A 22,299-nucleotide genomic window follows, 5' to 3' on the forward strand; every position below is an offset into this window, starting at 1 on the left:
CACCGTGTCCCGGACCTCGCGGGCATTGGCGATCGTCGCGTCGACGGTAGCGGCGATCGCCTCCTCGCTAGCTCTCGGCGGTGCCGTACGTCCCCGAGGCCGGGTCGGCCGCGGTCACGGCCGTCTCCGCGTCCAGCTCCCAGCCCTTCGCGTACGCCGCGGCGAACCCTTCCCCGCCCAGCGCGGCCTGCCCCCGGCGGGTGAGCGCGCGGACTTGCGGATCGGTGTGGTCGTGCGCGCCCCGCAGCCGGGCGGCGGCCCCGAGCAGCACGGCCGACTCGTGCCGCCGCCCGCGCGTGTCGGCGAGCGCGGCCACGTTCACCACCACCAGCGACAGGATCGGCAGCTCCCGGGTGGCCAGCGCGGCCGCGTACGCCTCCTCCAGCGCCTTGGCGGCGCCCGGCAGGTCGCCCAGCGCCAGGCAGAGCGCGGCCCGTGCGTTGCCGACCAGCGTCCGTGCGTGGCCCGCGGGAAACGCGGTGTCGCCGAGCAGCCCCCGTTCGGCGTCGTCCAGCAGGTCGCCCGCCCGGTCCAGGTCACCGAGCCGCACCCGCACATCGGCCTCCCGCGCGTCGACCAGGATCAGCATCTCCGCCGAGGACGCGTGCAGCGCCCGCTCCCGCGCGGAGTCGATCATCGCCATCGCCCGGCCGGTGTCGCCGCGCCGCAGGTGCACGTCGATCCAGCGCAGGTCGCTGTAGAGCCGGTCGCCGAGGCTGAGCGAGCCGAACTCGTCCGCCAGCGTCGCGGCCTCGCGCAGGTCGGCCAGCGCGCCGTCGAGGTCGTCGTAGCGCCGCAGCCGGGCCCGCATCGGCAGTGTGGCGGCCTGGCCCCAACGGTCACCGGCCCGCCGGAAGCAGGTCAGGGCCGCCTCGACGTGGACACGCATCCGGTCGAGGGCGCCCGCGTTCTCGACGATCTCGGCCTGGAACAGGTGGGCCAGCCCGGACAGCCACACGTCGTCGCCGTCGGCCAGGCGCTGGAAGATCCCGAGCGCGGCCTCCTCCTCCTGGAGGAAGACGAGGATCGGGCCGAACACGCGGTGGTGGCCCGGCAGCTCGGGATGCGCGAGCAGCCGGTCGGCCAGCTCACGCATCTCCGCCCGGTCGTCCGCGGCTTGCCCGGTGGTGATCCCCGACAGGATGTCCGCCCGGTTGAGCAGGTAGGCGGCTCGGACGCAGTCGCGCTCGGGCGTCGGCCCGCCGCCGGGCACCGCCAGGGCCGCGCCCAGCCAGTGGGCGGCGTCGGAGTGGCGGCCGAACATCTGCCAGTACCAGGTCAGGGTCAGGGCGAGGGTGATCGCGCCGGCGGGGTCGTGGGTGGCGCACAGGTGGCGCAGGGCGGCGAGCGTGTTGTCGTACTCGGCGCCGATGATCTTCATGGCGGTGAGCTGGCCGGATCCGCGCAGCCGAGAGTCGTGGCGGGCCATCAGCTCCGTGAAGTGGGCGGCGGCCAGGTCGCGGGCCGTGCGGAGGTCGCCGGTGCCGGTCAGGCGGCCGGCGCCGTACTCGCGGATGGTTTCGAGCATGCGGTAGCGGCCGTTGCCGGGCGTGAGCTGCAGCAGTGACCGGTCGACGAGGGCGGCGAGCAGTTCGGGGACGTCGGCGGCGGGCACGGTGGTGCCGGCGCAGACGGCGGTGGCCGAGGCGGGTGTGACGCCGCCGGGCAGGAGGGAGATCCGTTCGGCGACGGTGCGTTCGTGCTCGCCCAGCAGTTCCCAGCTCCAGGCGATGACCGCGCGCAGGGTGCGGTGCCGGGGTGGTGCGGTACGGCTGCCGGTGGTGAGCAGCCGGAACCGGTCGGACAGCCCGTCGGCCAGGTCGGGCAGCGACAGCGTCCGCAACCGGGCGGCGGCCAGCTCGAGGGCCAGCGGCAGGCCGTCCAGGCCGCGCACCACCCGCACGATGTCGGGCAGCGTGGTCTCGTCGACGTCGAAACCGGGTCGCACGGCGGCGGCCCGCTCGGTGAACAGGCGCACCGAGGCCGCCCTTCGGGCCTGTTCAACGCCGTCGTCCGGGCCGGGCAGCGGGAGCGGGGTCAGCGGCACGAGCGTCTCGCCGTCGACCGCGAGGGGTTCGCGGCTGGTGGCGAGCACGCGCAGCCCGGGGCAGCGGGGCAGCAGCGCCGCGACCAGGTGAGCCACGGCGTCGATCAGGTGCTCGCAGTTGTCGACCAGCAGCAGGCTCTCCCTGCCGCCGAACGCGCCGACGAGGACGTCCAGCTCGTCACCCTCGGCTCGCTTGCGGGCGTCGAGCGTCGCGCCGCCCCGCAGCCCGATCCCGGCGAGGACGGCCGTGGCGATCTCCGCTGGTTCGGTGACGGAGGCGAGGTCGATGAGCCAGGCCCCGTCGCGGTATTCGTGGCGGTGGCGGTGGGCGGCCTCCAGCGCGAGCCGGGTCTTCCCGGCGCCGCCGGGGCCGAGGACGGTGACCAGGCGTCCGGTCGCGAGCTGGGCGCCGATGCGGGTGAGGTCGTCGTCGCGGCCGATGAAGCTGGTCAGCGGCGCGGGCAGGTTGGCCGGCCGGAGCCGGCCGGATTCGGTTGGCGGAGCGGCTCCGGCCGGGGTGTCCGGCGCCGGGATGGGCCGGCCGGGGCGCAGCAGGCGCAGGTGGCGTTCCCGCAGAGCGGTGCCCGGGTCGGCGCCGAGGACGTCGGCCAGGCTCTGGCGTACGCGCTCGTAGACCGCCAGCGCCTCGCCCTGCCGCCCCTGAGCGGCGAGCGCGTCCATCAGCAGCGCGGCCGCCCGCTCGTGGACCGTCTGCTCGGCCAGCAACCCGGACAGCCGGGCGGCGGCCACCGCGGCCCGGCCCAGCGACAGCTCGGCCTCGGCGAGGTCGGCGACCGCCTCGATCGACACCTGCGCCAACCGTGTCGCGACCGTGGGCGCGACCGCGGCGATGACCGCGGGTTCGGCGCCAGGCCGCTCGTCCCACAACGCCATGGCCTCGGCGAGCGCGGCGCCCGCGGCCTCCGGATCCCCTGCCCGCAGCCTCTCCCGACCGGCGGCGGCGAGCCGCTCGAAGCGCAGGGCGTCCACGTCGGCCGTGTCCACCGCCAGCCGGTAGCCGCCCGCGACCTTCACGACCGCGACACCGGCCGCGACACCGGCCGCGTCGGCCGGGGTGAGGACGCGGCGCAGCCGGGAGACGAGGGTCTGCAGGGCCGGGGCGGGGCCGGACGGCGGCTCCTCGGCCCAGATCGCGTCGACCAGCGCGCCCGGCTCGACCGCGCGGCCACCGGCGAGGGCCAGCCGGACGAGCAGGCCCCGCAACCGCGCGCCCGCGACGGGCAGGACGGCGTCACCGCGAGACACCTGAAACGCGCCGAGCAGCGTGATGCGAAGCCGTGCACCCCCGTCCATGCCCCGATCCTCGCGCGCTCCCCCGCAAGACCCCAAATCAGGGCCCGCCTCAGAGCCGTGTCAAAGCCGTGTCAGAGCCCTGCCCGCCCCTGCCCGCCCCTGCCCGCCCCCTGCTTGCCCCGTGTTCGCCCCGTGTTCGCCATATGTCAGCGGCCCGCCCCAGTCTTCGCATGCCGCACCACCACCACGAACGAACGGAGGCAACAGATGACCGAGACGAACGACGCCGGAAGCTGGGTCCGGAGCTGGGGCGCCTCGCCCCAGGCGGCCCACGACGGGCTCGGCTCGCTCGACGACCACCCGCCCCTCGCCGACGTGACCCTGCGCCAGGTGGTACGCATCAGCGGCGGCGGTCGCCGGGTGCGCATCCGCTTCACCAACGAGTTCGGGACCGCGCCCTTCACCATCGGCGCGGCCCAGGTGGGCCTCGCGGCGCCCGGCGGCGGGGTGCGGCCGGGCAGCGAGCGCGTCCTGACCTTCTCCGGCGCGTCGGCCGTCACCGTCCCGGCGGGCGCGCCGATCCTCAGCGACCCGGTCGACCTGCCCCTGCCCGCCCTCGCCAGGCTGTCCATCAGCTTCTACCTGCCGGGGCGCGTGGAGACCTGCACCTGCCACGACCCCGCCCTGGAGACCGGCTGGACGATCCCGGGCGACGCCGTCGCCACCCCCACCCTGCCGGAGAACGCGGGGATCCTGCCGGTGCGGGCCCTGATCTCCGCCGTCGAACTGCTCCCCGACGCCCCGGCCAAGGCCATCGTCACGGTGGGCGACTCCCGCACCGACGGCGCCGGCTCGACCCCGGACACCAACCACAGCTGGCCGGAGTTGCTGGCCGAGCGTCTCGCCGGGCGGGACGTGGCCGCCCGCTACGTCTCCAACCAGGGCATCAGCGGCAACCGGCTGCTCAACGACGGCATCGGCGCCGCCGTCCTGACCCGCTTCGACCGTGACGTGCTGGCGACGCCCGGCCTCGGCTACGTGGTGCTCTCCGTCGGCGGCAACGACCTCGGCATCTCCTTCGCCCCACGCGACGACGGTCCTCTGGCCGATTTCCTGAAGATGTTCCCCGGCGCGCCGGTGACGACGGACGACGTCATCGCGGGCTACCGCCGGCTCATCGCCCGGGCGCGCGACCACGGCGTACAGGTCTATGCCACCACGATCGCGCCTTTCGAGGGCGCGGAGATCTACACACCGGAGGCCGAGAGCGCACGCCGGGCGGTCAACGCATGGATCCGCACCGGCGGCGGCTTCGACGCCGTGCTGGACTTCGACGCCGTCTGGCGCGACCCGGACCGCCCCAGCCGGATCAGGGAGGATTTCCACTGCGGCGACCATCTGCACGGCAACGACGCGGGCTACCGGGCCCTGGCCGACTCCATAGACCTGTCGCTGTTCCGCTGAGCGGGATCAGCCTGCCGGTGGAGGATCGGCTAGCGTACGCCGGCCGAAGTCGGCCACGTGTGCTGTGGCGCGAACGAAAGTGCCGGCCTGGCGAAGTGCCTCCGCGGCTTCGGGGAGGAATGACCAGAACAGATGGAAAACGTGGGTGTCGGCCGGGTAGAGCTCGAGCTTGACGTCCACGCCATGGCTCCGGGCATGGTCGGTGAGCCGGAGGGCGTCGCGGCGGAGAGGGTCGTTCGTGGCGGCCTGGACGAGCATCGGTGGCAGGCCGGTGAGATCGGCCGTCAGCGGGCTGACGACCGGGTCGTCCACCGGATGTCCCGCAAGGTAGTAAGCGGCGAAGCGGCGCAGTTGCTCGAACGGCAGGACCGGCTGCGGTTCGGCCGCTGCGTCCGGCACGGGGGCGTAGGTCGGATCGACCCCTGGGCAGAGCAGCACCGCGCCGCTCGGTTGCGGCAGCTCCTGCTGCTTGAGCTTGATCAGGAGGGAGAGCGCGAGCCCGGCGCCCACGGAGTCACCGGCCACGATCACCTGCTGGGGCGACAGGCCGGAGTCGAGCATCGACAGATAGGCGCGCAACGCATCCTCGAGTGCGGCCGGGAACGGATGCTCGGGCGCCAGCCGATACTCCGGGAGCAGGACGCCCGCCTCCGCGGCCACGGCGAGGGCACCGGCCAGCGGCCGGTAACCGAACGCCGAGCCGAGCACGTAGCCGCCGCCATGCAGGTAGAGCAGGGTCGGCGGGCGGTCGGATCCGGGCGTGAGCACCAGCGACGGTGTTCCGCCGGCGTTGAACGGCCGCACCTTGACCTCTGGCGGCGGCGAGAAGTGCGCGTGCATCTCCTCATTGGCGGCACGCAGCTCCTGCAGATCGGCGTCACCGGTGGTCAGATCGGCCACGGGCTCCCAGAGCCGCGCGATCCGGCCGGCGATCTCCCCGCCGACCGACCGGGTCGCGGCCACGGCGTCGTCCAGGTCACTCAGCACGCCGCGGGCCCGCTCGAGGAGCGCTTCACCGGCAAGCGTGATCTCGACCCGATGGGTCGAGCGCCGTAGCAGATCGCAGCCGATGAGCCGCTCCAACGTGCGGATCTGCCGGCTCAGCGCGGGCTGGGAAAGGTAGAGCCGGGACGCGGCGCGCCCGAAGTTGAGCTCCTCGGCGACGGCGACGAACGCTCGCAGGTGACGCAACTCGATGGCGTCCGGCGCCTGAGGCAGCGGTGTCACCTTCTCGACCGGCCGCTCCTGGCGCCTGTTCATGCCCACGAGTATGACGTGGTCATTCGAATCGTGCACGACCGTCATGCACGGTCGGCCTTTCCCTTCGGCACCGTGCTGCTGCGAACGTCTTCTTCATGACACCGATGCCCCCGGACACGGAATGGGCCGCCACCACGGAATGGGCCACCGCCACGGCGATGACCACAGCGCCGGCGGAGGCGAGCATGGCGCCGGACGGCCGAATGTTCGAAGGCCGGTCAGCGTGACGACTTCACCGGCCTCCGGCGGCGTGGCACCGGTTCGGCTGGGCGAACGGGCCGGGCGGTGGGTGCTGGTCGTCACGGCCGCCGGCTCCGGGCTGGTGCTGCTCGAGGCGACCGTGGTCAACGTGGCGTTGCCGGCGCTCGAGCGCAACCTCGACGCGTCGCTGGCCGGTCTGCAGTGGACCGTCAATGCGTTCACGCTCACCCTGTCCGCGCTGATCTTGCTGGGTGGCGGCCTGGGCGACCGTTTCGGTCGCCGGCGGGTGTACCTGGTGGGGCTGGTGTGGTTCGCGGTCGCGTCCTTGCTGTGCGGCATGGCACCGACCCTGGAGTGGTTGGTCGCCGGCCGCGCCTTGCAGGGCGTCGGTGGCGCCCTGGTCGTGCCGGGTTCGCTCGCCCTCATCCAATCGTCGTTCCACCCTGATGATCGGGCGCGGGCGATCGGCTGGTGGTCGGGCATGAGCGGGATGGCCGGCGCGGCGGGGCCACTGCTCGGCGGGGCGCTCGTGGATGCGGCGGGGTGGCGATGGGTGTTCTTGATCAACGTACCGGTCGCCGTGATGCTCGCCGTACCGCTCGTCGCCCATGTGCCCGAGAGCCGTCACCGGGAGCTTTCCGGCCGGTTCGATGTGGCCGGGGCCGTACTGGCGGCGCTAGGCCTCGGCGCGATGACCTACGCGCTGATCCAGGCCCCCGCCGACCCCGGCGCGGCGACGGTGGCCGCCCTTCTCGGGCTGGTGGCCTCGCTGGTCTTCGTACGGATCGAACGGCGTAGCCGGGCACCCATGCTCCCGCTCGGACTCTTCGCCTCCCGCCCGTTCAGCGTCGCCAACCTCGCAAGCTTCTTCCTGTACGGCGGGCTCGCCGGGCTGTTCTTCCTGCTGCCGATCCAACTGCAGGTCACCGCCGGATACACCACGCTCGAAGCCGGGCTGGCGCTGCTCCCCCTCACCCTGCTGACGCTGGTCCTGTCGGCCCGGAGCGGGGCTCTCACCGCGCGGACCGGCCCCCGCGTACCTCTCGCCGCGGGCGCTCTCATCTGCGGGCTCGCGCTCCTCCTGGCCACCCGGATCGGCTCAGATGCCACCTACCTGACCGACGTGCTCCCCGTGGTCGGCCTCGTCGGGCTCGGCATCCCGCTGATCACACCACCCATCACCGCCACCGTGCTCGCCGCCGTCCCCGACGCTCGCGCCGGCACCGCCAGCGCGGTCGGCAACGGGGTCGCCCGGGCCGCCGGTCTGATCGTCGTCGCCGCCCTGCCGCTGCTGGCGGGGCTACCGCAGGACGCCGCGAACGATCCGGCGGCCCTCGACCGCGGGTTCGATGCCGGCATGCTGATCTGCGGGGGCCTGTTCGTCCTCGGCGGCCTCATCGTCTGGTTCGGCGTGCCCCGGCCGGAGGTCGGCGCCCTGGACGACGCGGGCGCGGTGGCAGGGGTGACGCCGATCTGAAGCCGCCGTGTGCTGTCATGTGTGGGTTGTGGACGTGGTCAGCACCGCCGAGGTTCCGGCGGGAGAGCGGTTCGCCTTCTGGCGCGAGATGAACTCGAAGATCTGGGTGCCCTACGATCTACGCTGCGACCCGGCGTTGGAGGGCCGTTTCAGGGCGCAGATCGAGATCAGCGAGTTCGGCCCCGTGCAGGCGGCGCTGATGACCGCGATCCCGCACTCCTTCGACCGCACACCCAGGCTCATCCGCCAGGCCGACCCGGGCCTGTTCATGCTCGCCTGCATCACGCGCGGTGGCGGCACGACACGGCAGGACGACCGGCAGGCGCAGGTGGAAGCCGGGGATCTGGTGCTGTACGACCCCTCCTACCCCCATGGCGGCGCGTTCGCCTCGGACACCCTGGCAAGCCAGGTGCTGCTGCTGCGCTTCCCGCGCTCGTTGCTGCCGCTGCCCGAGCGGGACCTGCGGCGCCTGAACGCCGTTCCCATCCCGGGCACCCGGGGCATCGGTGCGCTGTCGTCCCAGTTCCTGCGGCAGCTCGCCCGGCACCTGCCCGAACTCAGCCCGTCCGACACCGCCCGGCTGTCCACCCTCACGCTCGACGTGCTCACCACGGGGCTCGCCGACGCGCTGGACACCCTGCGCGCGGTGCCGTCCCACACCAGGCGGCGCGCCCTGATGGCCCAGATCCACGCCTTCATCCGCGACCACCTGGGTGACGCGCACCTGACCCCGGGCGCGATCGCCGCAGCGCACCACATCTCCCTGCGCTACCTGCACAAGCTGTTCCAGCAGGACGGGCACACCGTCGGCGGCTGGGTCCGCGAACGCCGCCTGGAGCGCTGCCGGCATGACCTCGCCGACCCCCGCCTGGCCGCCCGCCCCATCAACGCGATCGCGGCCCGCTGGGGGTTCGCCAGCGCCGCGCATTTCAGCCAGGCGTTCCGCCGCGCCTACGGCCTTTCACCGCACGAGTTCCGCCGGCAGTGCGCGTCAGGCGACCTTACCTGCGGACCCAGCGGTGATAGGCGTCCATGTCCACGTTGCCGCCGCAGATGATGGTGGCCACGTGGCGTCCGGCGAACCGGTCCCGGTCTTCCAGTACGGCGGCGACACCGAGGGCCGCCGAGGGTTCGACGACGAGCCCCGCGTGTTCCAGGAGCATCCGCATACCCGCGATGATCGACTCCTCGCGGACCAGGACGGCGTCGTCGGCCACCTCGAGGAGGTCGTCCAGGACCACGGGGATGGGGTGGCGGCCGGCGACGCCGTCGGCGATGGTGTCGGTGGAGTCGGTGGTGATGACGCGGCGCTCGCGCCACGAGCGGGTCATCGCGGGCGCGCCATGGGGCTGCACGCAGATCACCTCGACCGCCGGCAGCAGGGTCTTCAGGACGTGGCCCACGCCGGTGGCCATGGCGCCGCCGCCCAAGGCGATCAGGACCGTGTCGAACGAGGACGCCCCGCTCGCCAGCTCCAGGCCGATGGTCGCCGCGCCCTCGCAGGTCTCGATGTCCAGGCTGTCCTCGAGCAGCCGGATGTCGCGCCGTTGCGCGATGCCCGTCGCCCGCTCGCGGGCCGTTTCGAAGTCGCCTTCGACCAGCTCCAGCTCCGCGCCCAGCGCGCGGATGCGATCGAGCTTGGCCGTGGGCGCCGAGCGCGATGCCACGACCGTGACCTCGAGGCCACGGCGGCGGCCCGACCAGCCGAGCGCCTGGCCGAGATTGCCGGCGCTGGCGCACACCACGGCCGTCCGGCCCTGGTCGGCCAGCAGGCTCGTGACGAGTTCGGTGCCCCGGCCCTTGAAGCTGCGGACCGGGTTCGCCGTCTCCAGCTTGATGCTCACCGTGCAGCCGAGCCGGCGCCCCAGCGCGTCGCACTGGTACAGGGGTGTGTCCAGGAATTGCGGGTCGATCGCCTGGCGGGCCGCGCGGATTCGGTCAAGGCGAAAGCGCGTGTTGAGCACCACCGGATCCATGGCCCCTGGTTTTATCACAACCGCGACCGGACGGGATCGCCTCGTGCCGGCCTTGGGCGCGCGCCGCGCCTACGCGCGGGCCATGGCGGCCATGAGCTTGCCGGTGAAGCGGTGCATGTGGGGGTCGAGGGTGTCCGCGGGCTCGGCGAGGACGTGCCGCACCGATAGCCACTTGATGGCTTCGAACTCACCCTCGTCGAAGGAGGTGACGTCACTGGCCGTTGATCGCAGGACGTACCACAGCGACACGTCCGTGTGCTGTCCCTGCCCGCGTGTTCGGGTGACGGTCAAGAAGAACGGTTTCCTGCCGGAGACCCGCGACGGGACGGCCGGGACGCGCAACTCCTCGGCGCACTCGCGCACGACGGCATCCCAGGGATCCTCCATCGGCTCGACGTGACCACCGCCAGGAAGCCACAAGCCGGCCTTGCGGTGGCTCACGAGCAGGACCTCCTCGCGAGCCTCATCGAGGACCACGAAGTAGCAGACCAGATGCGTCATCGGAACATCGGGCTTCAGCACCCGATAGAGCTGAGCTCCGCTCGCGATCCACTCCGCTGCCGTGGCGAGGTGCGTACGCTCCTGCTCATCCCAGGGCTCGACACCCTCCAGCAACTCGATCAGCCGACGGCGAAAAGGCTGGTCCGGACCGTCCACCTCGCCACTGGCGACCATGGTCCTCATGGGGTCAGGAGTCTCCGCGCCCCTCACGGCGTGGCCGGTCCGCTTGGTTCGCCGGCGATCTGACCGACGAGGAGGTCGAGCCGCTCCGACTGGCCGTTCGGAGGGATGCGGCCGCTTTCCGACAGGGCGGCTATGCCGTGCAGCGCGCTCCAGGTGACTTCGGCGAACAGTTCGCGTCGCGGGTTGTCCGCGCGGAAGCAGCTCACGAACTCGTCGAAAGCGGCGCGCAGTGGGGGCGGCGTCTCGGCGTGGGCGAACTTCACATCGGTCGGCAGGACGAACATGGCCTGATAGAGGGCGGGCTGCTCGGTCGCGAACTCCAGGTAGGAGCGGCAGACGGCGTGCAGCGCCTGGGGCGGCTCGGGGGCGGCCAGCCGGGCGCGGCGCAGGCGGGCCGCGAGTTCGCCGAAGCCTTCGATGGCGACGGCGCGCAGGATGGCGTCCTTGCCGTTGAAGTGGCTGTAGAGCACGGGCTGGCTGTATTCGACGCGCTCGGCCAGCCTCCGCGTTGTCACCGCCTCCCACCCTTCGGCCTCGGCCAGTTCGCGGGCGGCCGTGATGATCAGCTGATGGCGCTGGGCGCGTTCACGTTCGCGGCGGTTGGAGATGGCGGACATGGCAGCATCATAGCAATGCTAGACATCATGTCCGCGATAGACCTATCGTCGCTACAGCATCTAGCGACGATAGAGGGTGCTGCCATCCGCGGTGCCACCGCTGTGGTGATGCCGGAGATCAGCGCGCTCCTGATCGTCGCGCGACCACTCCACGCGGCGACGGCCAGGACCGGCGAAATTCTGTTGGCTGCCCCAACATTTACGTGTTTCTCGAACAGATTCCGCCGCATCGCCGGATGCTGGTTCGATCCGATCATGAGATCCATCCGACAGGGTGCCGTACTGGCCGCGGCCATGGTCATGGCGGCGGTGGTCACTCCGGTGGCGGCGGCAGCTTCGCAGGGCTCGTGCGTGGCGCCGCCACGGAGCAGCCCGAGCTACGACGACTTCGTGCTCACGTACAAGTCCGCATGCGCCTCCAAGAAGAACTACGACCGGACGTTCCAGGACGTCACGGCATCCGTCCTGGTCGACGAGCGCAACAAGCTGGCGGTCACGACGTCGACGGCGCTGGCCGGCGCGATCGCGTCGGTCAGGGTGAACAACAAGGAATTCATCTCCAGCGGTGGCCACGGCGCCGCCTTCCAGTACGCCTTCCACGCCTGGCAGAAGGGTGAGGCGGCGACCGAGTGCTACAACCCCACGCAGGCCGGCACCCGCCTGGACGACGTGGGCCAGCCGCCTCCCTACCACGGCCCCAGCACGAGCGCGCTCTACACCATGGCCAGGTCCGGCGGCTCCATCCGTACGGCGGGGCGGCCCGCGATGTTCGTGACCCTCGAGGACACCAAGCCGGGCTGGGGCGACTGCCGCAGCGCCGACCACCAGGCCAAGCGCGTCCCGTTCACCATGGGCCTGTCGCCGTACTGGCTGCAGACCGAGATCGAGCTCGCCCCCGATCACGACGCGCCCAGGCTGGAGAACGTCTTCCGCGCCGCCGCCACGATCACCTCCGACGACGAACGACACGACCACTTCAGCGGAGTCTTCGTCGCCTACCTGCAGCCGGATTTCACGAAGGTCTTCTCCTACAGCCCCGCCACCGGCCGCCTGTCCCCGAAGCCCGTGGACTCCCACACGAGCAAGGACCCCATGGTCCGTTGCACGGACGACGGGCGTTACTGCCTCGGCATGTACGTCAAGCCTGAGGTGCTCGGCGACAAGGCCTACTACTACACGATGACCCGCCCGCCGATGGACTACAACGGCCACTTCGGCGAGAACACCATCCAGGTCACCAGCCCCCGTGGAGCCGTCGACAAGGGAGACAAGGTCGACTACGAGACCTACGTGGTCGTCGGCGACAAGAGCCGCGTCGAGCACACCATGACCCAGCTCCACACCGCCTTCGAGTAGCCGGGCCTTGGGCCGGTGATGACGGTGGCGCACCGGCCTGCGTTCAGCCTCGTCGCGTGGCCAGGAGTTCGTGGCCGCGTTCCGGCGTGATCATGCCGGCGGCCCGGGGGTCGGCCAGCAGGGCGATCGGTGCGAGATGGTCCTCGTGCAGCGGCCGCCGATGGGCGAGGGCGTCGCGCAGCGACTGGAGGGCGGAGCCCATGCCGAAGCGGCGGGCCCGGTCGTGCGCGGCGAACAGCAGCGGCAGGGCCTGCGCGAACACGGCCGGCGGGCGGTCCACCTCGCCGCGCAGGCTCGCCAGCCGGGCACGGCTGTGACCTCGGTGTTTTCCTCCCAGACGAACCACGCTGACACGACGCTTCCCTGTCCGGTGAACTGTCACTGCACCTCACGTGAAGAAATCGTCTCGTGGTCAAAGGGGAACCGTTCATGCAACGACAGGGGAAGCGACTCGCCGCGCTCGGGCTGCTCATCGGGGGCCTGCCCATGCTCGCGCCCGGGACCGCCACCGCCGCCACTGCCGTGACCGTCCGGTCGTCCGGTGTCGGGGTCGCACCACCGGGGGCGGTGGCGAAGCGCGTACAGGCAGGCGGATGCGTCAGTCCCGCCATCCTGCTCTACAGGAAAGTGAATCCGCCCTACAGCTTCACCTACAAGTCCACCACCGTCGGCTTCCGGCAATGGCAGCCCTCGGACTACTCGTACGCCAAAGTCGTGACTCGCGACAAGCGAATTCGCGTCTACCTGGAGAGTAAGAAGGGCCGAAAGTGCGGCCCCTTCAAGGTCCGCCGGGATCCCGGAACGAAGAAGTACACGGTCCAAACCTTGTCGCTGCCCAACAGGAGCAACTCGGTCCGCATCTGCGTCTTCAGGTACGGCGTGGCCGGCTACAAGTGCGGCGCGTGGAAGAAGGAAGGTTCCGACGGGTAGCGCCCCGCATCCGGCTCCTGGACGCCGGCTCCGGCGGCGGCTCGGTGACGCAGGTCCTCGGTCGGTGGGAGTGGGCGATGGCGGGCCCCGCTTCCGGCCTTGATCGGTGCCGCCGGGACCACTAGCCTGATCGCCGTGCTGCCGGAAGACGGGGCCGAGGCGATCGCGGCACGCGGGAAGAGCCCCGATCACGACGGGCTGCTCGGCCACGCCGCCATGGAGTTCGGGACCGACTGACGATGAGCGCGGAAGAGGATTTCAACCAGGTCGGTGCCGAGCTGGCCGATCTGGGTGTACGGATCTCCAGGATGATGGGGAGCCCCGCGCTCAAAGATCAGGCGGGGAAGGTGTTCGCGAGCCTGCAGCGCGATGGCGCGATGGTGTTCCGGCTGGTCAGGGATACCCCTGAGCACGCGGCCGCGCTCCAGTTGGCCGGGGCGTCTCTGTTCGACCCCTCGGGGCAGGGCAGGGAGATGAAGGACTGGGTGGTCGTGCCCCATTCCTCGGCCGAGACCTGGACGGATCTGGCCGAGGCCGCCCTCAGCCGCCCACGCTGACTGACCAGTGGGCCACGTCGACGGTGGCGGCGGCTCCGGCCGACCCGGCACGCACGGGTCGTCGTCGCCACCGAGGAACCCGTGCGGACGGCTCACGCACCTCCGGTGGCGGTACGCGGTTCAGGTGCTCTTCGCGGTGCGGTGCAGACGCAGGGCGGAGACGAGGAAGAAGATGCCGCCGACGGTCGCGTACCCGGCGAGGCTTGTCAGCGATGCGGCCGGCGTACCGGCCTGAAGGATGAACCCCGTCCCGGCGATGGTGGAGATCCCGCCGCTGAGGATCATCGCCCATTGGCCGCCGAGCCTGCGGCGGCCGATGGCCACGATGAGTTGCACGATTCCGGCGGTGATCGCCCAGGCGCCCCAGACGCGCAGCACCGCGGGCGCGCCCGAGGCGCCCGTGACGGCCAGGCCGATGGCGGCGAGCAGGCTGAGGGCCAGGTTGACGTACAGGGCCGCGGCGGGGCGCGCGGTCTTCGAGGAGCGCAGATCGATGATGGCCGCGGCGACGTCGAACAACGGGTAGATCACGAGTAGCGCCACGCTCACCGGGCCGGATGCCGGCCCGATCAGGACCAGTAGGGCCGCCCAGACGAGGGCGAATCCGAATCGCACCACGTAGAGGTTCCGCAACGCCGTGGCCGTGCGGCCGGCGTTCGTGTCAGTGGTGGTGGTCATTCTCTTCTCTTCTCGGTAGAGGGCTTAGGTAGAATGACTAGTCACTCTACCGCGCAGACGTTAGCCCCGTATGGAGGTCGGGCGCAAGGGGCAAGGAGGAGGAACGCGTATGATCTCGAGCATGAACAGCCCCATGCGCGAGCGTCTCCTTGAGGCGGCGGCCGAGCTGTTCTACGCCCACGGGCTGCGCGCGGTGAGCGTCGACAAGGTCATCGACCTCGCCGGCACGACGAAGGTGACGTTCTACCGACATTTCAAGACCAAGGATGACCTCGTCGTCGCCTACCTCGAACACCGCGCCGCGCTGGAGCGCGACGGCATCGGTGCGGCGATCAAGCACGGCAACGGCGACGTCGATGCCACCCTGCGGGTGATCTCCGAGGCGATCGGGACCATTGCCTGCGCGCCGGGGTTCCGCGGCTGTCCCTTCATCAACGCCGCCGCCGAATACCCCGACCCCGGCAGCCCGATCCGCAAGGCGGTCGACGCGCATCGCCGCTGGAACAAGACGACGTTCGAACAGCTCATCGCCCCGCTCGGCATCACGAGTCCCGCCGAGGTCGCCGACGACCTGATGCTGATCCGCGACGGCGCCATGGTCGCCGGATACCTCGACGAACCGGCGACCGTCGCCGCCTCGTTCCTTCGCAGCAGCCAGGCCGTCATCGGCACCGGCGCCTCGACCCGAAGCTGATCGCAAGCCCGCCCGGTGAGAAAGCCCAGCCTCATGGCGGCGTCGTCAGGGCCGGACGGCGACCCCCGGATGGCGGCTCGGGAAGCGGAGCGTGCCCGGCGTCTCGATCACGCTGGGCACGCTCCGGCCGGATCGCGGCGGCGTCCGGCCTGACGCGCCGCCCGGCTGCTACTGATCGTCAGCCGGGCGGTATCACGCCGTTCTTGGCCACGGGGACGGCCAGCTGTGAGGGGCTGATGATCCTGAGCTCCTCGCCCGGCAGGTTCGCCAGCACCGGGTTGAGGTGCCTCAGGTTCAGCGATACCGGGGAGATGGCGATGCCGTCGGTGTCGAACTTCAACAGGTCGATCCAGCGCACGAGGTCGAGCACGTCCGGCGGGATCTCGTCACTGGACTTCTGCACCGGCACGCAGAGCTGGCGGGCGGCGGTGACCCGGATGGACCTGGTGGGGATCTGGCTGGTCAGCACCGGGTTGAGCTGGGTGAGGGTCAGCGGCAGGCCCACGGCCGGGTTCGGCTGGTGCGCGTAGCACAGCAGGTCGATGTGCGAGATGACGCGCAGGACGTCCGGGCCGGGGATCACCCCGTTCTTGGCGACCGGCACACAGAGTTGCACGGGCGCGAGCAACGTGACGTTGAGGCCCGGCAGGTTCTGCAGGACCGGGTTGAGGTGGCGCAGCGCCAGGCTCTTCCCGCTCAGCGGCCCGGACACCCGGTAGCACGACAGGTCCACGAAACGGATGTAGTCGAGCACGCCGGGCGGTGGGATGACGCCGTTCTTGGCCACCGGGACGCACAGTTGGCCGCGCGGGCCGAGCACGACCTGCACGGGCGGCTGGTCGACGAGCACCGGGTTGAGGTGGCGCAACGTCAGCCGGGTGGACGGCGGCTGGTACTCGGTGGTGCGGAAACACTCCAGGTCGAGATTGGACACGAAGTCCCTCGGCGTCGGCGGGGCCAGGGCGGCCGCGGGCGGCGCGACGAGGAAGGCGGCGGCGAGCAGCGCGAGGCCGGCGGACAGCAGCCGCCGGACCGTGGTTCTGGCGCGCGGATTTGGCGCACGTCGTTCTGTCATGCGTCCTCCAGAGCGGGCTGATCGTTGCCTCGACTGTGCGCTCACGCTCCCTGCGCGACAAGGTCATTGACCGCACCCGGCCAGCCCGTACGCCGCCCGCCCCACAGCCGATGGCCATCGGCGGCACCACCACGAGTACGGCGACGAGCACCGCCGCCCGCAGACTCCAGTGGGCCTGCCGCACCATCCGCGCACCCCGAGCGCCCGCAGGACGGCGCCGTCCACGACCGCCCCGATCGCGCCGAGCCCGCCATGGTCAGTGCGGTGACGGCGAGCGCGCAGGAGAACCCGTCCCAAGCCGGAGCACACCAAGACCTCGTGAGGGAGGTTCCGAGGGCAACCGTGGGTGCGAACAGCGAGACCCCGACAAGTCCCGCGGGAACGGCCGCGAGAGCCACCCCCATCAGGTCACGCGTCATGGCAGCAGCATCCGTCCCGAACGAGCCGCCCGGCAGAGTACGCGAACTCTGTTGAACTACTCAGATCATCGCCGGTCGTGCACGCCGGCCGATCAAGAACAGGGGCCGCGCCCGAACCTGTTCGCGGACGACCCACGACGAGCAGGACACGACGGTTGCGAAGCCGGTGATGACCTTGGAACATCTCCTTACCGACGTGTGCGACGTTCCGGGAGTGCCCTGTGGTCATCGAGGATCTGTTCGAGCCGGAACTCGCCCTCTGGGAGGCGTTTCCCGCAGCGCGTCCCGTCAATCTTGCCGGCGCCCCCGTTCGGGCCGCGGTCATCGTCAGGATGCTGCTCGGCGCCCGGGAGCCCCTTGCGGGGCAGACGCCTGGCATGCACCTGTCCGGAGCCCGGATCACCGGCCGGTTGGACCTGTCGTACGCCGACGCACCACACCCTCTGATCTTGACCGACTGCGACTTCGAGGAAGCGCCGGTCTTCACCGGAGCCCGCACCGGCCTGGTCGACCTCGCGGCTTCCCGGTTACCCGGGCTGCGGGCCGCGGATGCCGTGATCGGCGGGGGCCTGCGCCTGGAAGGCTGCGTGATGGACGGCCCGGTTCAGCTCGGTGGAGCCCACGTGTCCGGGACGATGAATCTCAGCGGCACGGAGATCCACGCGGCTCTGGCCGTACATGCCGACGGCCTGACCGTCGACCGTGATCTGCTGTGCGCGAACGCCGTCATCGACGGTGAGATGCGCGTCGCGGGAGCCAGGATCGGCGGGACGATGAGCCTCGATGGCACGCGGGCCGGGCGGCCAGGCGGCCTCAGCCTCACCGCCGAGGGGATCGTCATCGACGGCGGGTTGTCGTGCGGTCACGGCTTCCGCTCCTACGGCGAGCTCAGCGTGCAGGACGCCCGGGTGGGACGCCGGTGCGCGTTCACCGGAGCCCGGCTGTCCAACCCCGGCGGCATCGCCCTGAACGCGGAACGGCTCACCGTCGAGGGCCGGCTGCTCATCAATGAGGGCTTCGCCGCCGAGGGCGAAGTACTGTTGCGCGGCGCCCACGTGGCCGGTTCGCTGTCTTTCGCTCAGGCGAGTCTCGTCAATCCGGGAGGACGCGCGCTGAACGCGCCGCTGATGGAGATCGGCAGCGGACTGCGAGCCACACCGGGCTTCGTGGCGGCCGGGGAGGTCTTCCTGGACTCGACGCAGGTCCGCGGATCGCTCAACGTCGACGGCGGGAAGCTGTCCAACCCGGGTGCGACGGCGCTCTCACTGCGGCGGCTGGGGGTCACCGGCAGGCTCAGCTGCAGCGAAGGCTTCAGCGCCGATGGGGAGATCGTGCTCATCGACGCCAAGATCGAGGGCAGCCTGGAGTTTCACGGTGCCGCTCTCAGCAATCCCGGGGGACGGTGTCTGGCCCTGTGGGAGGTGGTCACGGGCGGCGGCATCGACTGCTGCGAAGGCTTCGCGGCCGAGGGAACCCTCTCGATCAGGAATACCCGGATCGCCGCCACACTGTGCTTCGAGGAGACCACCATCGACGGTGACCTTCACCTCCGAGGCGTCGAAGCGGCCGCGCTGAAGATCGGGCCAGAGACCGTACTGCTCCGCGCCGTCGACCTTCGCCACACCCGAGTCGGCGTACTCGATGACGTGCCCGGCCGGTGGCCTGCGCACCTGCTGCTGAACGGCTTCACCTACGACGGCCTGGAGCTTCCCCTGCCTGTCCAGGAGCGACTTGACTGGCTGGCCAAGGAGGCCTACCAGCCCCAACCGTATGAGCAGTTGGCCACCGTCTACCGCAGGCATGGTCACGATGAGGCCGCGCGGGACGTGCTGCTGGCCAAACAGCGCCGCCGCCGCACGGGGCAACGGCTCGGCGCGCGGCTGTGGGGCCATCTGCAGGACTGGACCGTCGGGTACGGCTACCGCCCCTTCCGTGCCACGCTCTGGCTCGCGGCCCTTCTCCTCATAGGCACGGTCGCTTTCACCGTCGACCAGCCACCGGCCTTCAAGCCAGGCGAGGCGCCCCCCTTCAACGCCTTCCTCTACACCCTGGACCTGCTCCTCCCGATCATCAGCTTCGGGCAGGAGACCGCCTTCGGCCCGCGCGGCTTGTCCCAGTGGCTCGCCGCCGCGATGATCACTGCGGGGTGGATCCTCGCGACGACCATCGTGGCAGGCCTCACTCGCGCACTCTCCCGCCAATGACCAGGCCAGAACCGTTCGCCCGGACGCCCTCAGCGGCCCAGATGACGGCGCCGGCCCTGGATCTGGTTCTGGGCGGAGGCGCTCGGCTGGGGCGTTTCCAGCGAGGGCCCCGGTGTGACCAACGTTGAACCCGTGGGCTTCGTCTGGCCCGACCCCGTGGCCGTTTGCATCGATGTCGTCACCGTCCCGGACCCCGAAACGGTGAAATACCGCGTACACATCGATCTCGCCACCACCTCTGCGGCCCACCAGGCGGAGTTGGTCGCGCGCCTGAAGGAGCTCGGCGCGACGCCCGCCGATGTGGGCCAGGGCGACGTCCCGTGGACGGTTCTGGCCAACCCGGAGGGCAACGTGTTCTGCGTCCTGGAGCCTCGGGAGACCTACCGCGACACCGGGCCGATCGCCGCGGTGGTCGTCGACTGCGCCGATCCGCGGGCCATGGCCCGGTTCTGGGGCGAGGCGATCGACTGGACCGTGCACGAGGTGTCCGACGACCACGCGAGGCTGCGCTCCGCCAAGGGCGTCGGGCCGTATCTGGAGTTCCTCCGAACGCCCGATCCGAAGACCGTGTGGAACCGCGTCCATCTCGACGTGCTGCCGTACCGCGGTGACGATCAAGCGGCGGAGGTGGCCCGGCTGCGGGCCCTCGGCGCGACGCCCGCCGATGTCGGCCAGGGCGACGTCTCGTGGATCGTCCTCGCCGACCCGGAGGGCAACGAGTTCTGCGTCCTCGGCCGGGCCTGAAGTCTCAGTTTGGGTGATCGGACGTGATCCCGTATCGGTCGGCGCGTCGCACCTGGCAGGTGAGGCAAGCCTCCTGCCTTGCTGCAGGAGATCGGTCGCGCGGGGTGGGCCGTTTCACGACCAGGTGACCGGCAGCGAACGCACGCCGAAGATGAGCATCTCATCGCGTACCGGGACCTGCTCGGCCGGCACCGCCAGGCGCAGCCCCGGCAGGCGGAAGATCAGCTCGCCCAGCCCGATCCGCAGCTCGATCCGGGCCAGTTGCTGCCCCAGGCACTGGTGAACCCCATGCCCGAAGGCCAGGTGCGGAGTCCGCGGACGGCGCACGTCGAGCGCGTCGGGGTCGTCCCAGTGCCGCGGGTCCCGGTTGACCTCCGGCGTGGCGATCACGACGGTGCCGCCGGCGGGGAGGTCCACGCCGCCCAGCGTCAACGGCTCGGTGGCGACCCGGCTGACCCCGAGCTGGAGGATCGACAGGAACCGCAGCAGTTCCTCCACCGCGTTGTCGATCAGGCCCGGATCGGCGCGCAGCGCCGCGAGCTGGTCCGGGTGCTCCAGCAGCGCGAACGTGCCCAGGCCCAGCATGTTCGCCGTGGTCTCATGGCCCGCGGTGAGCAGCAGGAGGGCGACATCGACCAGTTGCGCGTCCGTCAGGGGCGGGTCGGTGTCGTGGATGAGGCCGGACAGCAGGTCGTCGGCGGGGTTCGAGCGCTTCGCGGCCACCAGCCGCCGCATGAACGCGTGCAGCTCGGCCCGTGCCATGGCCTGCTCCCGCGGGGTAGAGCTCGCGTTCAGCCCGACGGCCGTACACTCCTGGAACTCCGCGCGGTCGGCGTAGTCCACGCCCAGCAACTCGCAGATGACCAGCGACGGCAGCGGCTGCGCGAACGCCGGCACCAGATCGGCCTCCGTGCCCGCCGCCTGCATCGCCTCGATGTGCTCGACCGCGATCTCCGTCACCCGCGACTCCAGCTCCCGCATCCGCCGCACCGTGAACTGACCCGTCAGCGACCGCCGCAGCCGGGTGTGCTCCGGCGGGTCCATGAAGACGAAGATCCCGTCCGTCCGTTCCGCCGCTTCCGCTTCGGCCGCCTTGTGCGGTTGCGGCGACGTCGCGTCCCGGTGGCGCATCTTGTCGGCGCTGAAGCGTGCGTCCGACAGCACCGTACGGGCCTCCTCGAACCCCGTCACCAGCCACGCCCGAGCGCCATTGAGCAGATCCAGCGGCCGGACCGCGCCCTGTCCCCGCAGGCCCGGCGGCGGATCGAACGGGTTGCGTCCCCGCTCCACCATCTCCGCGGGCAGGATCCGCCGCATCCCCGCGGTGCTCACGCTCGCGGACTTCTCGGTCACGCTGCTGTCGGTCATCGTGCACGTCCTGTTTCTCGGGGGCGAAGGTACGCATCCGTATCTAATAGTGCGCCACCGTAGATCACCGCGATAAGATACGCAAGCGCACCTTAAACGCGAGCGGGCCTTGATCGCTCCTGGACGGCGAGTTGCGCGGCGGCGATTCCGACTTCGGCGAGCAGTCCGGGAGCGGCGGACTGGTCCGTGGCCACCATGAGAGTGCCGCCGCGGCTGATGGCCGGGCGGTCGTGCCAGGTGGTGCCGGGCAGGTCGATGGCTCCGGTGCAGTGCGTACGAATGGCGCTGCGATACCACTGCACCGCGGTGCGCCACCCGGGCCAGGCCTGGTCGAGCAGATGCCGCACACGGCGTTCGACGTCGGCTTTTCGCTCGCCCGGGGCGCATGCCGCCGAAATCTGGATGAGTTCGTGCCCGGGCGGGGCCAGAGTGGGGTCGGCGAGGCTGTAGCGGGCGGCGTAGATCCGGTCGTCGAGGTCGAGCACCCGGAACCAGCCGGGGCCGCCATCGGCCCGCAGGCCCAGGTCGACGGTCGCCGTGCGGGCACTGGGCCAGGTGAGTGAGCCGTCGCCGGTCAACTGACGGGCTGTGGCCAGGCTGGTGGCCAGGATCGTCGGGCCGTCGGGCAGGGCGGGTATCCGGGTCTGGGTGCGTATCCGCGCGCCGAGGCCGGTGGCTCGCTCGGCGAGCAGATCGACCAGGGTGGACCACCCGCCGACCACGTACCGGACGCCACCGGCGAGCGCGCGGCGAAGACGCTGGTGGGCGAACGCGGCCGACAGCCGTCCGGGGTCGTGGTCGAAGGTGAAGATGAAGACGACTGCGATGATCGCCTCGGCCGTCTTGGCGTCGACGTGCCGCAGGAGCCATGCGCGCAACGATTCGTCGGTCGGCGCTTCGGCGGGCAGCGCGGCGATGGCCCGGCCGAGTTCGTCCGGCCACGGGCCGAGCCGGCCCCCGGTACGGACGAGGGCGGCGAGGCGCGGCGCCTCCACGACGGGCGGGGTGAGGCCGCGGCGCTCCAGCCACGCCCACCATGCGCCGTCCACGTAGATCGCGTGGGTCCCGAGGTTGGCCCGGAAGGGGGCCGCCGGCGTACGTGCTCGCCCGCCTGGCCGGGAATGTGCCTCGGAGACGGTCACCCGCCGGCCGCGTTCGGCCGCCTCGATGGCGGCGGTGAGCCCGGTCAGGCCGGCGCCGACGATGTGCAGGTCTGGTGTCACAAGACTGGCCTCTCTGTGCGGTGTCCTCCTGACGGGAAGGTGGCGGGGAACCCGTGAAAGGTTCCTGCTAA

At 71.3% G+C, this 22,299-nt stretch carries 19 protein-coding genes; 9 read left to right on the forward strand and 10 right to left on the reverse strand.

The genetic code is table 11. The features are described from left to right. Window positions 1–67 precede the first annotated feature (67 nt). Window positions 68–3,361 (reverse strand): BTAD domain-containing putative transcriptional regulator, encoded by a 3,294-nt coding sequence (locus AB0I15_RS37540; RefSeq protein WP_358106545.1) that lies wholly within the window; start codon window positions 3,359–3,361, stop codon window positions 68–70. 207 nt (window positions 3,362–3,568) lie between these two features. On the opposite strand from AB0I15_RS37540, the gene AB0I15_RS37545 reads away from it, so the two are divergent. Continuing rightward, the gene (locus AB0I15_RS37545; protein WP_358106547.1) at window positions 3,569–4,765 is read left to right on the forward strand and encodes an SGNH/GDSL hydrolase family protein; all 1,197 of its coding nucleotides are present in this window, start codon (window positions 3,569–3,571) and stop codon (window positions 4,763–4,765) included. Window positions 4,766–4,771: 6 nt separating this feature from the next. On the opposite strand, the gene AB0I15_RS37550 is transcribed toward AB0I15_RS37545, so the two are convergent. Further along, window positions 4,772–6,025: an alpha/beta hydrolase fold domain-containing protein gene (locus AB0I15_RS37550; RefSeq protein WP_358106549.1), complete on the reverse strand. Its 1,254-nt coding sequence runs from the start codon at window positions 6,023–6,025 to the stop codon at window positions 4,772–4,774. A gap of 223 nt (window positions 6,026–6,248) precedes the next feature. Here AB0I15_RS37550 and AB0I15_RS37555 point away from each other — a divergent pair, with 223 nt between their 5' ends. After that, on the forward strand, window positions 6,249–7,703 hold the full coding sequence (locus tag AB0I15_RS37555; protein ID WP_358106551.1) for an MFS transporter: 1,455 nt from the start codon (window positions 6,249–6,251) through the stop codon (window positions 7,701–7,703). Between the two features lie 28 nt (window positions 7,704–7,731). Beyond that, the gene (locus tag AB0I15_RS37560) at window positions 7,732–8,760 is read left to right on the forward strand and encodes a helix-turn-helix domain-containing protein (protein WP_358106553.1); all 1,029 of its coding nucleotides are present in this window, start codon (window positions 7,732–7,734) and stop codon (window positions 8,758–8,760) included. Here the strand turns inward: AB0I15_RS37560 and AB0I15_RS37565 are convergent. From AB0I15_RS37565 to AB0I15_RS37575, 3 genes are all read right to left on the reverse strand, one after another. After that, complete coding sequence (locus AB0I15_RS37565) at window positions 8,705–9,679, reverse strand: pyridoxal-phosphate dependent enzyme (protein ID WP_358106556.1); 975 nt, start codon at window positions 9,677–9,679, stop codon at window positions 8,705–8,707. The two genes, AB0I15_RS37560 and AB0I15_RS37565, sit on opposite strands and share 56 nt — an antisense overlap. Before the next feature lie 69 nt (window positions 9,680–9,748). After that, window positions 9,749–10,363 (reverse strand): NUDIX domain-containing protein, encoded by a 615-nt coding sequence (locus AB0I15_RS37570; protein WP_358106559.1) that lies wholly within the window; start codon window positions 10,361–10,363, stop codon window positions 9,749–9,751. 23 nt (window positions 10,364–10,386) lie between these two features. Beyond that, a complete protein-coding gene (locus AB0I15_RS37575; RefSeq protein WP_358106562.1) occupies window positions 10,387–10,980 on the reverse strand; it encodes a TetR/AcrR family transcriptional regulator in 594 nt (197 codons plus the stop codon). 255 nt (window positions 10,981–11,235) lie between these two features. Between AB0I15_RS37575 and AB0I15_RS37580 the strand changes: the two genes are divergently transcribed. Then, the gene (locus AB0I15_RS37580; RefSeq protein WP_358106565.1) at window positions 11,236–12,336 is read left to right on the forward strand and encodes a hypothetical protein; all 1,101 of its coding nucleotides are present in this window, start codon (window positions 11,236–11,238) and stop codon (window positions 12,334–12,336) included. Window positions 12,337–12,379: 43 nt separating this feature from the next. On the opposite strand, the gene AB0I15_RS37585 is transcribed toward AB0I15_RS37580, so the two are convergent. After that, on the reverse strand, window positions 12,380–12,682 hold the full coding sequence (locus AB0I15_RS37585; RefSeq protein ID WP_358106569.1) for a hypothetical protein: 303 nt from the start codon (window positions 12,680–12,682) through the stop codon (window positions 12,380–12,382). Between the two features lie 83 nt (window positions 12,683–12,765). Here AB0I15_RS37585 and AB0I15_RS37590 point away from each other — a divergent pair, with 83 nt between their 5' ends. Continuing rightward, window positions 12,766–13,266: a hypothetical protein gene (locus tag AB0I15_RS37590; RefSeq protein ID WP_358106572.1), complete on the forward strand. Its 501-nt coding sequence runs from the start codon at window positions 12,766–12,768 to the stop codon at window positions 13,264–13,266. Between the two features lie 239 nt (window positions 13,267–13,505). Beyond that, window positions 13,506–13,823, forward strand: coding sequence for a hypothetical protein (locus tag AB0I15_RS37595; RefSeq protein WP_358106575.1), 318 nt, complete (start codon window positions 13,506–13,508; stop codon window positions 13,821–13,823). Between the two features lie 120 nt (window positions 13,824–13,943). On the opposite strand, the gene AB0I15_RS37600 is transcribed toward AB0I15_RS37595, so the two are convergent. Continuing rightward, window positions 13,944–14,501, reverse strand: a complete 558-nt coding sequence (locus AB0I15_RS37600) for a hypothetical protein (protein WP_358106578.1) — start codon at window positions 14,499–14,501, stop codon at window positions 13,944–13,946. Window positions 14,502–14,571: 70 nt separating this feature from the next. Here AB0I15_RS37600 and AB0I15_RS37605 point away from each other — a divergent pair, with 70 nt between their 5' ends. Continuing rightward, window positions 14,572–15,195, forward strand: a complete 624-nt coding sequence (locus AB0I15_RS37605; RefSeq protein WP_358106581.1) for a TetR/AcrR family transcriptional regulator — start codon at window positions 14,572–14,574, stop codon at window positions 15,193–15,195. A gap of 178 nt (window positions 15,196–15,373) precedes the next feature. On the opposite strand, the gene AB0I15_RS37610 is transcribed toward AB0I15_RS37605, so the two are convergent. Then, complete coding sequence (locus tag AB0I15_RS37610; RefSeq protein ID WP_358106584.1) at window positions 15,374–16,270, reverse strand: hypothetical protein; 897 nt, start codon at window positions 16,268–16,270, stop codon at window positions 15,374–15,376. A gap of 640 nt (window positions 16,271–16,910) precedes the next feature. Between AB0I15_RS37610 and AB0I15_RS37615 the strand changes: the two genes are divergently transcribed. Both AB0I15_RS37615 and AB0I15_RS37620 read left to right on the forward strand, forming a co-directional pair. Then, window positions 16,911–18,893, forward strand: a complete 1,983-nt coding sequence (locus AB0I15_RS37615; protein WP_358106587.1) for a hypothetical protein — start codon at window positions 16,911–16,913, stop codon at window positions 18,891–18,893. A gap of 60 nt (window positions 18,894–18,953) precedes the next feature. Continuing rightward, window positions 18,954–19,637, forward strand: coding sequence for a VOC family protein (locus tag AB0I15_RS37620; protein WP_358106815.1), 684 nt, complete (start codon window positions 18,954–18,956; stop codon window positions 19,635–19,637). 114 nt (window positions 19,638–19,751) lie between these two features. On the opposite strand, the gene AB0I15_RS37625 is transcribed toward AB0I15_RS37620, so the two are convergent. Continuing rightward, window positions 19,752–21,005 (reverse strand): cytochrome P450, encoded by a 1,254-nt coding sequence (locus AB0I15_RS37625; RefSeq protein ID WP_358106590.1) that lies wholly within the window; start codon window positions 21,003–21,005, stop codon window positions 19,752–19,754. A gap of 92 nt (window positions 21,006–21,097) precedes the next feature. Beyond that, a complete protein-coding gene (locus AB0I15_RS37630; RefSeq protein WP_358106592.1) occupies window positions 21,098–22,228 on the reverse strand; it encodes an FAD-dependent oxidoreductase in 1,131 nt (376 codons plus the stop codon). Between the last annotated feature and the right edge of the window lie 71 nt (window positions 22,229–22,299).

This window comes from Nonomuraea sp. NPDC050643, assembly GCF_040654715.1.
In the GTDB taxonomy this organism is placed as follows: domain Bacteria; phylum Actinomycetota; class Actinomycetes; order Streptosporangiales; family Streptosporangiaceae; genus Nonomuraea.

What these genes read in the sequence shown, in the direction of transcription:
- AB0I15_RS37550 (WP_358106549.1), bottom strand. Translation starts at nt 6,025, where the DNA reads ATGAACAGGCGCCAGGAGCGGCCGGTCGAGAAGGTGACACCGCTGCCT.
- AB0I15_RS37600 (WP_358106578.1), bottom strand. Translation starts at nt 14,501, where the DNA reads ATGACCACCACCACTGACACGAACGCCGGCCGCACGGCCACGGCGTTG.
- AB0I15_RS37540 (WP_358106545.1), bottom strand. Translation starts at nt 3,361, where the DNA reads ATGGACGGGGGTGCACGGCTTCGCATCACGCTGCTCGGCGCGTTTCAG.
- AB0I15_RS37625 (WP_358106590.1), bottom strand. Translation starts at nt 21,005, where the DNA reads ATGACCGACAGCAGCGTGACCGAGAAGTCCGCGAGCGTGAGCACCGCG.
- AB0I15_RS37610 (WP_358106584.1), bottom strand. Translation starts at nt 16,270, where the DNA reads ATGACAGAACGACGTGCGCCAAATCCGCGCGCCAGAACCACGGTCCGG.
- AB0I15_RS37580 (WP_358106565.1), top strand. Translation starts at nt 11,236, where the DNA reads ATGAGATCCATCCGACAGGGTGCCGTACTGGCCGCGGCCATGGTCATG.
- AB0I15_RS37605 (WP_358106581.1), top strand. Translation starts at nt 14,572, where the DNA reads ATGGAGGTCGGGCGCAAGGGGCAAGGAGGAGGAACGCGTATGATCTCG.
- AB0I15_RS37595 (WP_358106575.1), top strand. Translation starts at nt 13,506, where the DNA reads ATGAGCGCGGAAGAGGATTTCAACCAGGTCGGTGCCGAGCTGGCCGAT.
- AB0I15_RS37575 (WP_358106562.1), bottom strand. Translation starts at nt 10,980, where the DNA reads ATGTCCGCCATCTCCAACCGCCGCGAACGTGAACGCGCCCAGCGCCAT.
- AB0I15_RS37565 (WP_358106556.1), bottom strand. Translation starts at nt 9,679, where the DNA reads ATGGATCCGGTGGTGCTCAACACGCGCTTTCGCCTTGACCGAATCCGC.
- AB0I15_RS37590 (WP_358106572.1), top strand. Translation starts at nt 12,766, where the DNA reads ATGCAACGACAGGGGAAGCGACTCGCCGCGCTCGGGCTGCTCATCGGG.
- AB0I15_RS37570 (WP_358106559.1), bottom strand. Translation starts at nt 10,363, where the DNA reads ATGAGGACCATGGTCGCCAGTGGCGAGGTGGACGGTCCGGACCAGCCT.
- AB0I15_RS37545 (WP_358106547.1), top strand. Translation starts at nt 3,569, where the DNA reads ATGACCGAGACGAACGACGCCGGAAGCTGGGTCCGGAGCTGGGGCGCC.